Below are 11,776 nucleotides of genomic sequence, written 5' to 3' on the forward strand. Positions count from 1 at the left end.
TCATGGCATGTTGAGCCTGGATGGTGGCGTTTGCGGCCCAAGCTATGCTGTCAGGCAGCAGCGCATGTAGTTAGCTGGTCTGTCCGTACGCCGTGTCGCCCATGCCGTGTCAAGTATGCAGCCATGTGCCCGAAGGCTTCTGAAGCACCGCAGGGTCAAGACGTCAACGCCGGAACAAACATCCTGCGGTATGATGGACGAATTGGGTTTAAATATGCATTCTTCTATGACAAATGCGTATAAAACATAGTTTTTTTAGCTCGCCGGATTGCCGTTTCGGAAAAATCATGTAAATTTGTAGCTGATATGAAAGAGGTAGTAATAAGTGATGCGGCATTGCGCGATGCCGCAGCAGAGGGAATGGATGCTTTTCTGCAAGTGTTTGTAGACGGCATCCTCAATGCCGTGGGCGGAGAGCTGACGGCAGACACCATGGCAGAGCTCAACTCCGACCAGCTCACCCTGTTGGCATACCACATGATGCACGGCGAGGTGATGGACGGAGGCTTCGTGCAGCTGATACACAACGGCTATGGCGGATTCATTTTCCAGAATCCGTTTGCCAAGGCCGTCAAGATGTGGGGGCTGCGCGACCTGGCCAAGCTGGTGTACGATGTGCGCATATTATATAACAAATATCATGAAGAGATTGAGGGCGATTGCTCTGACGAAGAGTTCATGGCGCTGTTTGAGCGCTTTGCCGAGTTCGACGATTACGACGACAAGTTCGTAGAGAACGAGGAAGAGTGGACTGCTGCCGTGGCCCATTACGTCGACGAGCACATCGACCGTTTTGCAAGGATAGAATGACGATGAACAAGGAAGAAGAACTGATACGGAAGAAAAGCCCGGTCAACATACGCAACAAAAAGGCTGCATACGAGTATTTTTTCATTGACACATACACGGCCGGAATAGTGCTGACCGGTACAGAAATCAAGTCAATCAGGATGGGAAAGGCCAGCCTGGTCGACACATTCTGCTACATCAACAACGGCGAGATATGGGTGAAAGGCATGAGCGTGAGCCCATACTTCTACGGGTCGTACAACAACCATGACGTAAAGCGCGACCGCAAGCTGTTGCTGAACAAGCGGGAGATACAGAAATTGCAGTCGGCCACGAAGCAGACAGGGTATACCATCGTGCCGCTGCTCGTGTTTATCGATGGCAACGGACGCGCAAAGATGGACATCGCCCTGTGCAAGGGCAAGAAAGACTTCGACAAGCGACAGACACTGAAAGAGAAAGAAGACAGGCGCGAGATGGACCGTGCCATAAAACATTATTGAATGCAGCATAATTCTTTGGCAGCCGCGGTGGGTAGCCGCGTGCTTGTGCTGGATGGCGCCATGGGCACCATGATACAGCAGTACGGGCTTGCAGAAGCCGACTTCCGCGGAGAGCGCTTTGCCGATTCCGCTGCCTTGCTCAAGGGCAATAATGACATATTGAACATCACCCGCCCCGACATAGTAGGCGACATACACAGGAAATACCTTTCCGCCGGGGCCGACATCATCACAACCAACACCTTCAGCAGCCAGCGCATATCGCAGGCCGACTACGGCCTGGGCCACTGTTGCCGCGAGATGGCGCTCGAAGGCGCGCGCATAGCCCGCAAGGCCGCCGACGAATATTCGGCTGGGGGGCACCCGAGGTTTGTGGCCGGCTCGATAGGGCCAACCAACAAGACCTGCTCGATGAGCCCCGACGTGAGCAACCCGGCAGCCCGCGAACTGACGTTCGACGAGCTGGCCGACGCATATCGTGAGCAGGTCGACGCCATGATAGAGGGTGGGGTAGACGCGCTGCTCATCGAGACCATATTCGACACGCTCAATGCCAAGGCGGCCATTGTGGCCTCGATGGATGTGATGGCGAGCCGTGGCGTTGCCCTGCCCATAATGCTTTCGGTGACGGTGAGCGACCTGGCCGGGCGCACGCTGAGCGGGCAGACGCTCGACGCCTTCCTGGCCAGCATAAGCAATTACCCCATATTCTCGGTTGGACTCAACTGTTCATTCGGGGCGCAGCAGATGAAGCCCTACCTGAGGCAGCTCGCACAGCGTGCGCCATACTACGTGAGTGCATACCCGAATGCCGGACTGCCCAACAGCCTGGGGCTGTACGACGAGACTCCCGAGAGCATGGCTGCACTGGTGGCCGAGTTTGTAGACGAGGGGCTGGTGAACATAATAGGCGGATGCTGCGGCACCACCGAGCAGTTCATCAGGCTCTTCCCGGCACTGGTGGAGGGCAAGACACCGCGCAAGCCTGCGCCGCGGCCCGCCACGATGAGGCTCAGCGGGCTCGACGTTCTCGAAGTGTCGCCCGAGGTGCGCTTTGTCAATGTGGGCGAGCGCTGCAACGTGGCCGGTTCGCGCAAGTTTCTGAGGCTCGTCAGCGAGCGCAACTTCGACGAGGCTTTGGCCATTGCGCGCAAGCAGGTGGCCGACGGGGCGCTCGTGATAGACATCAACATGGACGACGGGCTCATCGACGCCCGCTCGTCGATGGTCACCTTCCTCAACATGCTGTCGGCCGAGCCCGACATAGCCCGGGTGCCGGTGATGATTGACTCGTCAGACTGGGAAGTGGTGAAAGCCGGCCTTAAGTGCATGCAGGGCAAGTGCATAGTGAACTCCATATCGCTGAAGGAGGGCGAGGAGACATTTGTCGCCCATGCGCGCGACGTCATGCGGTATGGCGCGGCGGTCGTGGTGATGTGCTTCGACGAGCAGGGGCAGGCCACCACATACGACAGGCGCATAGAAATTGCGGCCCGGGCCTACCGGCTGCTGACCGAGACCGTTGGCATGAACCCGCTCGACATCATATTCGACCCCAACGTGCTGGCAGTGGCCACAGGCATGGAGGAGCACGACAGCTATGCGGCCGACTTCATCAGGGCGGTGGCATGGATACGTGCCAACCTGTCCGGGGCCCACGTGAGCGGCGGCGTTAGCAACTTGTCTTTTTCTTTCCGTGGCAACAATTACATACGCGAGGCCATGCATGCCGTTTTCCTTTACCATGCCATACAAAACGGCATGGACTTCGGCATAGTAAACCCCGCTGCAAAGGTTACGTATGCCGATATACCCGCCGACGAGCTACAGGTGATAGAAGACGTCATACTCAACAGGGGCGAGGGGGCGGCAGACAGGCTCGTCGAGCTGGCCGAGGCCATCAAGGCGCGCCAGGCGTCGGCGCAGTCGGCTCCTGCCGGAGGTGCCGCCGAAGAGCCTCAATGGCGCCATCTGCCGCTGGAAGGGCGTCTGTCGGCAGCCCTTGTCAAGGGCATCAGCGACTATATGGAGCCCGACCTTCACGAGGCACTGCAGGCATATCCGTCGGCCGTGGGCATTATCGAGGGGCCGCTGATGGCCGGCATGGACAAGGTGGGCGAACTCTTCGGCTGCGGCAAGATGTTTCTGCCGCAGGTGGTGAAAGCAGCCCGGACGATGAAGGCCGCCGTGAAAATACTCAATCCCTACATAGAAAGAGAGAAGGCAGGCGGCCACTCTGCCGCGGGCAAGGTGCTGCTGGCCACGGTAAAGGGCGATGTGCACGACATTGGCAAGAACATAGTGAGCGTTATCATGGCCTGCAACAACTACGAGATTGTGGACATGGGGGTCATGGTGCCTGCCGAACAGATTGTCAAGAAGGCCAAGGAAGAGCATGTCGACCTCATCGGGCTTAGCGGACTGATTACCCCGAGCCTCGACGAGATGGTCAACGTGGCCCGCCAACTGGCGGCTGCCGGCGTAGACGTACCCCTGATGATAGGCGGGGCAACTACGAGCAAGCTCCACGTGGCGCTGAAGGTGGCCCCGGTATATGGCGGCCCGGTGGTGTGGCTCAAAGACGCCTCGCAGAATGTCCTGGTTGCGGGCAGGCTTCTAAGCGCCTCCGAACACGACAGGTTTGTGGGCGAGCTCAACTCAGAGTATGAGGCTCTGCGCCGTGACTACGCCGAGAAGCAGGCCGGCATAGTGCCGTTGGACGAGGCACGTAGCAAGCGCCTCAACCTGTTTGCCGACTGACCGGGCCCATGCCTGCCTGCAGCAAGCGTGGGATAGCCATGCAGCACGTATGGAATGGTTGTGATTAGCGAAATCAATTGAATATTAATGTATTATGATTAAAAATATATTGTTTGACTTGGGTGGGGTAATAATAACCCTTGACCCCAACCAAGCCGTGAGCCGTTTTAAGGAGATAGGGCTCGCCGATGCCGACCGCAGGCTGGACAGCTATACGCAGAGCGGCATATTCGGCGACCTGGAATTGGGAAAAATAAGCGCCGAGGAGTTTCGTGCCGGTCTGAGCGGGCTCATAGGCCATGAGGTGACGGCCGACCAGTGCCTGTATGCCTGGAAGGGTTATTGCAAGGAGGTGCCGCGGCGCAACCTCGACACCTTGCTCCGGCTGAGGGCCGAGGGCTACAGGGTGGTGCTCGTGTCAAACACCAACCCTTACATGATGAGCTGGGCGCTGGGCGACGGGTTCGACGGCATGGGCCATTCCATAGCCCATTACATGGACTCGATGTACATGAGCTATAAATGCGGGGCCATGAAACCCGACGAGGCTTTCTTCCGCCATGTTATCGAGGCCGAGGGCATCGAGCCCGGCGAGACGCTGTTTGTAGACGACGGCCCGCGCAACGTAGAGGCCGCCGCCAGGTTGGGCCTGCACACATTCTGCCCCGAAAACGGCAGCGACTGGACAAAATCCATTTATGAACATCTAAAATATTGAAATGCAGATGAAATGTCTCCTGGCTGTCATTGCCATAGCCATATCGATGTTGCCGGCCAATGTCAGCGCCCAACAGAAAAGAGAGTTCCGCGGTGCGTGGATTCAGTGTGTCAACGGTCAGTTCATCGGCATGTCGACCGATGCCATGAAACGCACGCTCACTTACCAGCTCGACGAGTTGCAGAAAGATGGCGTCAACGCCATAATATTCCAAGTAAGGGCCGAATGCGACGCCCTGTATGCCAGCCGCTATGAGCCTTGGAGCCGGTTTCTGACCGGGGTTCAGGGCAAGGCCCCGTCGCCATATTGGGACCCTCTGGCCTGGATGGTGGAGCAATGCCACAGGCGCGGCATGGAGCTGCACGCATGGATAAACCCGTACAGGGCCAAGACGAAGACCACCACCGACCTGGCATCAAACCACATTGCGGTGAGGCAGCCCGGAAGGGTGTTTGCCTACGACGGGCAGTTCATACTCAATCCGGGCATACCGGAGAACAGAGAGTATATCTGCAAGATTGTCAACGACATAGTGAGACGCTACGACATTGACGGATTGCACATGGACGACTATTTCTATCCTTATCCTGCGCCGGGGGCAACAATACCCGATGACGCTCAGTACAGGATGTATTCCAACGGCATTGCCGACAGGGCCGACTGGCGAAGGTATAACGTCAACCTGTTTGTAAAGCAGCTTTACGACTCGATAAAAAGCGTAAAGCCGTGGGTAAAGTTCGGCGTGTCGCCCTTCGGCATATACAGGAACAAGCGCAGCTCGGCCATAGGAAGCAACACAAACGGGCTTCAGAATTACGACGACTTGTATGCCGACGTGCTGCTCTGGGTGAACAACGGCTGGGTGGACTACTGTGTGCCGCAGCTGTATTGGCAGATTGGGCACCAGGCCGCCGACTACAAGACACTCATAGAGTGGTGGAACCAGTATGCAGGCGGGCGTCCGCTTTATATCGGCGAGGATGTGGAGCGAACTGCCAAATATCCCGATGTCGACAATCCGCGCATAAACCAGATGCCGGCAAAGTATGACCTGCACAGCAAGATGCACAATGTGAGGGGCACGGTGCTGTGGTACGCCAAGGCCGTGGTAGACAATGTGGGCAATTACGGCACCATGCTGAGGAATGTTTACTGGAAGTATCCGGCCCTTCAACCGCAGATGCCGTTCATCGACAAGAAGTCGCCCAACAAGGTGAGAAAGCTCAAGCCCGTGTGGACGGCCGACGGATATATCTTGTTTTGGACAGCACCAAAAGGCAAGGATTGGGACGATGTGGCACACAAATATGTTGTCTACAGGTTTGCCCCGGGCGAGAAAGTGCGCACCGACGACCCGTCTAAGATAGTGGCCATCACCGAGTCTACATATTATAAGTTGCCTTATGATAACGGAAAGGTGAAGTACACCTATTTGGTTACTGCCTTGGACAGGATGCAGAACGAGAGCAAGGCACGCAAGAAGAAGATAAAGCTGTGAGCGGTATTCTGTCCGCCCGCCCGCACAGCATGTGGGTTTGCCGGCCTGTACATCTCGGTGTGCAGGCCGGCTTTCCTTGCATGGCATTGCCTGAGGCAGTGCTGCCGGTGCTCTAAGTTGGCTTCCTGCACGGCAGGCGGCAGCGGGCGAGTGGGCATAGGGGCCAGGGCGGGCCAATGGTGTTATGAAAATGTTGGCCTCAAAATATATCAGGAATTATTTTGAATATTGGCTGAATTACATTATCTTTGTACTTTAAAAGCAGAATCTTCACTAAGACATGGACCATATAAGAAACTTTTGTATCATTGCCCATATAGACCACGGCAAGTCGACACTTGCCGACAGAATGCTTGAATATACGAAAACAATCCAGGTGACAAGCGGGCAGATGCTCGACGACATGGACTTGGAGCGCGAGCGCGGCATCACGATAAAAAGCCATGCCATACAGATGGAGTATGAGTATAAGGGAGAGAAGTATGTGCTTAACCTTATTGACACTCCGGGCCACGTGGATTTTTCTTACGAGGTGTCCAGGAGCATTGCTGCCTGCGAGGGGGCGCTGCTCGTGGTCGACGCCACGCAAGGCGTGCAGGCCCAGACCATTTCCAACCTGTACATGGCCATTGACCACAACTTGGAAATCATACCTGTTATCAACAAGATAGACATGCCGAGCGCAATGCCCGATGAGGTGGAAGACGAGATTGTCGACCTGATTGGTTGCGAGCGGTCGGACATAATACGTGCCAGTGGAAAGACAGGTGAGGGAGTGCCCCAGATACTCGATGCCGTGGTTGAGCGCATACCATGCCCTAAGGGAGACGCCGACGCTCCGCTGCAGGCTTTGATTTTTGATTCTGTGTTCAACTCGTTCAGGGGCATCATCGCTTATTTCAAGATTGAGAACGGCACATTGCGCCAAGGCGACAAGGTGAAGTTCTTTAACACGGGAATGGAATATGACGCCGACGAGATAGGGGTGCTCAAGATGGATATGATACCGCGCAAGCAGCTTGGTACCGGCGACGTGGGATACATCATAAGCGGCATCAAGGACAGCAAGGAAGTTAAGGTGGGCGACACCATCACGCATATAGCAAGGCCGTGCGACAAGGCCATCGAGGGATTCCAGGAGGTCAAGCCCATGGTGTTTGCCGGTGTGTATCCCATCGACCCGTCCGAATATGAGAACCTCAGGGCGTCTTTGGAGAAGCTTCAGCTCAACGATGCTTCGCTCACGTTCTCGCCGGAGTCGTCGGTGGCGCTGGGCTTCGGCTTCAGGTGCGGTTTCCTCGGGCTGCTTCACATGGAGATAATACAAGAGCGACTCGACCGTGAGTTCAACATGGATGTCATTACAACCGTGCCCAACGTGTCGTACATGTGCTACGATAAGCAGGGTGGAGTGAAGGAAGTGCACAACCCGTCGGGCCTGCCCGACCAGACTATGATAGACCACATAGAGGAGCCTTACATACGTGCGTCGATAATAACAGCCGCCGACTATATCGGGCCGATAATGAAGCTGTGCCTCGACAAGCGAGGAGAGCTCATCGACCAGCAGTATGTCAGCGGCAACCGCGTCGAGTTGCACTTCATGTTGCCGCTCGGAGAGATTGTGATCGACTTCTACGACAAGCTCAAGAGCATTTCCAAGGGATATGCGTCTTTTGATTATCACATAGACTGCTTCCGCCCGTCAAAGCTGGCCAAGCTCGACATCCTTCTCAATGGCGAGCCTGTCGACGCGTTGTCGACGTTGACACACCAAGACAACGCTGTGGCCTTCGGACGTAGAATGTGTGAGAAATTGAAGGAGCTCATACCGCGCCAGCAGTTCGACATTGCCATCCAGGCTGCCATCGGGGCCAAGATTGTGGCTCGCGAGACTGTGAAGTGCGTGCGCAAGGACGTCACTGCCAAGTGTTATGGCGGCGATGTGAGCCGTAAGCGCAAGTTGCTCGAAAAGCAGAAGCGTGGCAAGAAGCGCATGAAGCAGATTGGTAATGTTGAGGTGCCGCAGAAGGCTTTCTTGGCAGTGCTCAAACTTGATTGAAACTAAACGGAAAGGAGATAAATATGGTGAATATTGGAATGACGTCACGTGACGTGGCGCGCGAGCTCGCGCGGCGTTACAGTACGATGACCCATGAGGAGCTTGACCTCTTGGAGGGCATCTTGGTGCCGATGAAATTTCCCAAGGGTGAAAAAGTCATCAGCGAGGGGGAGGTCTGCACCCACATGTATTGGGTGGTCAAGGGCCTTGTGCGCCAATATTACTATAAGAACAATAAGGAGCTGACCGAGCACATGGCTGTCGAGAACAATATAGTAATGTGCATCGAAAGCCTTTTTAAGGAGAAGCCGACTCACCTTAATATAATGACACTTGAGCCGACCGTGATATATGCCATCCCGCGCCAGCAATTGGAACGGGTGGCTATGAAGAGCCTCAACATACAGATTCTGTACAGGAAGATTCTTGAGGAATCATTGATACAGAGCCAAATTCATGCTGACATGCTTCGCTTTGAGTCGGCCCAGAGCCGCTATGCCAAATTGGTGAAGTTGCAGCCACAGCTTGTACTGAGGGCTCCGCTTGTGTATATTGCAAGTTATCTACAGATGACTCCGGAGACACTTAGCCGTGTAAGGACGTCGGCTTTGATGAATGGTGCCGATTGATATTTGCCGCGTTTCGTCTTGATGGCGATTCAGCATACTGTTGTATTCAAGCATGGCCGTGCGCCAGAGGCTTATGCCTTGGCGTACGGCCATGCCTTTTTCTGCTCATTGTTGGTTGGTGGTTCAGTCCATGTGGAACAGTTCTTTGAGCGGTATTGAAACAGGCGAGTTGTCTGGGTTTACTTCCATTATGTCGGCCATCATGTCCCACCACTTCTGTGTTATCGGGTCGACATTTGTCGTGTCTTGGCTGTTTGTGTCTTTATCGCATTTCTGGACGGCAAACAGCAGGTTGGTTTCTTTGTCCCAGAATATGCTGTAGTCACTGACTCCTTGGTCTTTTATCATTTGTTTCAGCTCCGGCCATATGGCAGCGTGGCGTTTGGCATACTCTTCTTCGCAGCCTTTTTTAAGGATCATTTTGAATGCAAATCGTTTCATTTTGTTATTGGTTTTAGTTCGACATTAATATTGTTTGTTTGATAAGAAGTATCCGATTCTGTAGATGTTGAGGAGCTTGAGGCATGGGTGGCTGCCTGTCAGGATATTTCGTTCAGCCTTGCCGAAGGCCCAGTGCCATGTCCTTACGCTGTAATAAAGCGGTGGCATGCGCCTCAGTGTATTGGCAAGGGTAAGCAAATGCGAGTAGCCTTTTAGCTCGTCGCTGAACGTTGATAGTATCCGGGCGTCAAGTTCTATCTTGTTTATGTAGTCGGGGTTGCTCTCGAAGTCGTTCATCACAACAGGGTTGTCGATGTGCAGCACTTTTATGTTTTTTTGCCTGAGCACCTTTCCGAAGTAGACATCTTCATACCTTTTCATCTTTTCTTCAAATTTTATTGAAAGGAAAAGGTCGCGTTGTATCATGAAGTTGGTGGAGCGGAAAGATTTGTATGGATTTCTGTTCCTCTGTTCTGCTGTGTGTGACGAAGCCTCGCGGCTTTCGTACAGGTAACGAAGGTTGAGTCTGTTGGCTTCCATGCTGCCTCCTATGTTAAGCCCGCCATTGACAACGCAACCCTGTATGCGCTTGTCGACATATTTCTTAATGAAATCTTGGTCTGGGATATCCATGTCGCAGTCGAGAAATATGAGCCATTCGTACTGGCTGAGTTCTGCCAGCCTGTTCCTCGTTGCAGCGCTGCCCTCATTGCGTTCTTTCCTTATGAACCGGCAATTGGCCATCGAGTTTATGACGGAATTGCGTTCAACGGCGCCAAGGTCGGGCGAACCGTCGTCTGCTACAATTATTTCGTAGTTCAATGACGGTATGCTGTCGCAGAGCCTTTTTAGTGTAATTACTCTTTCAACGCATACTTGGTTGTATGCAGGCAGTAATATGGAAAGTCCTTCGTTCACGGGTATGTTGCTGTTACATTGTAATTTTCGTATCACAAAAGTAATCAAAAAAAATTAATGCAGGAACTTTCATGGGTTTTATTTGTGTATGTTATGATAAAGTATTAATTTTGCCACACATTTTAATATATAGTTATTTATGAAAAAGAATGTATTAATCAAGACACTGGTCATTGCATTGATGCTGGCCGGAAGTGCCACTGCGAACGCACAGATTGACTTGGGAAGCATTTTGGGAAGCTTGACCGGCAAGAGTTCAAGCAAGGAAAATACGTCCTCAACTACTAATCTTCTTTCTGGCTTGACGAACATTTTCTCAAGTGAAAAGCAGGCCAGCAAGAACAATCTGGTCGGTACTTGGGAATATTCCGAGCCGGCTATAGTCTTCGAGTCTGACAATCTGTTGGCCAAGGCTGGTGCCAGCATAGCATCAAGCAAGATTGAAGACAAGCTGCAGGAGCAACTTTCAAAATTCGGTTTCGAGTCGGGAGCTTTCAGCATTACCTTCAATGAGGACGGAACTTTTGAGGAAACGTTTAACGGCAAGAACATTCCTGGAAAGTGGGAAGTAAAAGACTCTAAGCTCTATCTTACGTTCGGAATGAAGGCTTTGCCCATCAACACACAGTTGAGTGGCAACAAACTGATGTTTGTAACAGACGCCACAAAGCTCCTCGACCTGGTTAAGACAATTGGGAGCAAGTCGACCAATTCAAGCTTCCAGACCGTTACATCGTTGATGAAGAGCATAAATGGCATGCAGGCTGGCCTTACCCTTGTTAAAAAATAATAAAAGGCAGGGCTGCTGCGGCCTTTTCTGTTGATAAAGTATTACCTTTGCACCCGTCATTACGGGTTAATGGCATAAAATTCAAACCTAATTAAACATTAAAATTAAATGGCAACAAAAATCAGATTGCAGCGCGGCGGTCGCAAAGGCTATGCTTTCTATAGCATCGTAATCGCTGACGTTAGAGCACCACGTGATGGTAAATTTACTGAGAAAATTGGTACTTACAACCCTAATACCAATCCGGCCACAGTAGATTTGAATTTCGACCGTGCACTCTATTGGGTGGAAGTTGGTGCACAGCCAACCGACACCGTGCGTAATATCCTCAGCCGTGAGGGTGTTTACCTTATGAAGCATCTGCGCGGAGGCGTTAAGAAGGGTGCCTTCGACGAGGCTACAGCACAGAAAAGGTTCGACGCTTGGAAGGCTGATAAGCAGAAGGGCTTGGACACAATCCGTGAGAAGGAAGAAAAGGCAAAGAAGGATGCCAAGGTGAAAGAGCTCGAAGCCGAGAAGAAGGTCAATGAGACTATAGCAAAGAAGGTGGCTGAAAAGAAAGCCGCTGTTGCTGCTGCCCAGGCTGAGGCCGAGGCACAGAAGGCCGCAGAAGAGGCTGCTGCTGCAACAGCTGAGGAGCAGGCACCTGCTGAGGCATAACTCATATG

Annotated in this window: 11 protein-coding genes; 9 read left to right on the plus strand and 2 right to left on the minus strand. The window is 53.1% G+C overall.

Going from position 1 to position 11,776, the window contains the following annotated elements:
* Positions 1 to 306 precede the first annotated feature (306 nt).
* The 7 genes from H6B30_RS02420 (at position 307) to H6B30_RS02450 (ending at position 8,959) form a co-directional block, all read left to right on the plus strand.
* On the plus strand, positions 307 to 810 hold the full coding sequence (locus H6B30_RS02420) for a DMP19 family protein (protein ID WP_205107553.1): 504 nt from the start codon (positions 307 to 309) through the stop codon (positions 808 to 810).
* 2 nt (positions 811 to 812) lie between these two features.
* On the plus strand, positions 813 to 1,292 hold the full coding sequence (gene smpB / locus H6B30_RS02425; protein ID WP_205107555.1) for an SsrA-binding protein SmpB: 480 nt from the start codon (positions 813 to 815) through the stop codon (positions 1,290 to 1,292).
* Entirely contained in the window at positions 1,293 to 4,052 is a 2,760-nt protein-coding gene (metH, locus tag H6B30_RS02430; protein ID WP_205107557.1) for a methionine synthase, read from the plus strand.
* A 94-nt stretch (positions 4,053 to 4,146) separates the two neighbouring features.
* Complete coding sequence (locus H6B30_RS02435; RefSeq protein ID WP_205107560.1) at positions 4,147 to 4,770, plus strand: HAD family hydrolase; 624 nt, start codon at positions 4,147 to 4,149, stop codon at positions 4,768 to 4,770.
* Between the two features lie 7 nt (positions 4,771 to 4,777).
* Positions 4,778 to 6,268, plus strand: coding sequence for a glycoside hydrolase family 10-like protein (locus H6B30_RS02440; protein WP_205107562.1), 1,491 nt, complete (start codon positions 4,778 to 4,780; stop codon positions 6,266 to 6,268).
* Between the two features lie 280 nt (positions 6,269 to 6,548).
* Positions 6,549 to 8,330 (plus strand): translation elongation factor 4, encoded by a 1,782-nt coding sequence (gene lepA / locus H6B30_RS02445; RefSeq protein WP_205107564.1) that lies wholly within the window; start codon positions 6,549 to 6,551, stop codon positions 8,328 to 8,330.
* 23 nt (positions 8,331 to 8,353) lie between these two features.
* The gene (locus H6B30_RS02450) at positions 8,354 to 8,959 is read left to right on the plus strand and encodes a Crp/Fnr family transcriptional regulator (RefSeq protein WP_205107566.1); all 606 of its coding nucleotides are present in this window, start codon (positions 8,354 to 8,356) and stop codon (positions 8,957 to 8,959) included.
* Positions 8,960 to 9,082: 123 nt separating this feature from the next.
* On the opposite strand, the gene rhaM is transcribed toward H6B30_RS02450, so the two are convergent.
* Both rhaM and H6B30_RS02460 read right to left on the minus strand, forming a co-directional pair.
* On the minus strand, positions 9,083 to 9,400 hold the full coding sequence (gene rhaM / locus H6B30_RS02455; protein WP_205107568.1) for an L-rhamnose mutarotase: 318 nt from the start codon (positions 9,398 to 9,400) through the stop codon (positions 9,083 to 9,085).
* Positions 9,401 to 9,424: 24 nt separating this feature from the next.
* Complete coding sequence (locus H6B30_RS02460; RefSeq protein ID WP_205107570.1) at positions 9,425 to 10,318, minus strand: glycosyltransferase; 894 nt, start codon at positions 10,316 to 10,318, stop codon at positions 9,425 to 9,427.
* Positions 10,319 to 10,457: 139 nt separating this feature from the next.
* Here H6B30_RS02460 and H6B30_RS02465 point away from each other — a divergent pair, with 139 nt between their 5' ends.
* A complete protein-coding gene (locus H6B30_RS02465) occupies positions 10,458 to 11,108 on the plus strand; it encodes a lipocalin-like domain-containing protein (RefSeq protein ID WP_205107572.1) in 651 nt (216 codons plus the stop codon).
* A gap of 108 nt (positions 11,109 to 11,216) precedes the next feature.
* Positions 11,217 to 11,768, plus strand: coding sequence for a 30S ribosomal protein S16 (locus H6B30_RS02470; RefSeq protein WP_205107574.1), 552 nt, complete (start codon positions 11,217 to 11,219; stop codon positions 11,766 to 11,768).
* Positions 11,769 to 11,776: the final 8 nt, after the last annotated feature.

This window comes from Marseilla massiliensis, assembly GCF_016899955.1.
GTDB lineage: Bacteria > Bacteroidota > Bacteroidia > Bacteroidales > Bacteroidaceae > Prevotella > Prevotella intestinigallinarum.

Bases quoted from the DNA above. Each gene is read 5' to 3' on its own strand.
- smpB (WP_205107555.1), top strand. From the start codon at position 813: ATGAACAAGGAAGAAGAACTGATACGGAAGAAAAGCCCGGTCAACATA.
- H6B30_RS02435 (WP_205107560.1), top strand. From the start codon at position 4,147: ATGATTAAAAATATATTGTTTGACTTGGGTGGGGTAATAATAACCCTT.
- H6B30_RS02420 (WP_205107553.1), top strand. From the start codon at position 307: ATGAAAGAGGTAGTAATAAGTGATGCGGCATTGCGCGATGCCGCAGCA.
- lepA (WP_205107564.1), top strand. From the start codon at position 6,549: ATGGACCATATAAGAAACTTTTGTATCATTGCCCATATAGACCACGGC.
- H6B30_RS02440 (WP_205107562.1), top strand. From the start codon at position 4,778: ATGAAATGTCTCCTGGCTGTCATTGCCATAGCCATATCGATGTTGCCG.
- H6B30_RS02470 (WP_205107574.1), top strand. From the start codon at position 11,217: ATGGCAACAAAAATCAGATTGCAGCGCGGCGGTCGCAAAGGCTATGCT.
- rhaM (WP_205107568.1), bottom strand. From the start codon at position 9,400: ATGAAACGATTTGCATTCAAAATGATCCTTAAAAAAGGCTGCGAAGAA.
- H6B30_RS02450 (WP_205107566.1), top strand. From the start codon at position 8,354: ATGGTGAATATTGGAATGACGTCACGTGACGTGGCGCGCGAGCTCGCG.
- H6B30_RS02465 (WP_205107572.1), top strand. From the start codon at position 10,458: ATGAAAAAGAATGTATTAATCAAGACACTGGTCATTGCATTGATGCTG.
- metH (WP_205107557.1), top strand. From the start codon at position 1,293: ATGCAGCATAATTCTTTGGCAGCCGCGGTGGGTAGCCGCGTGCTTGTG.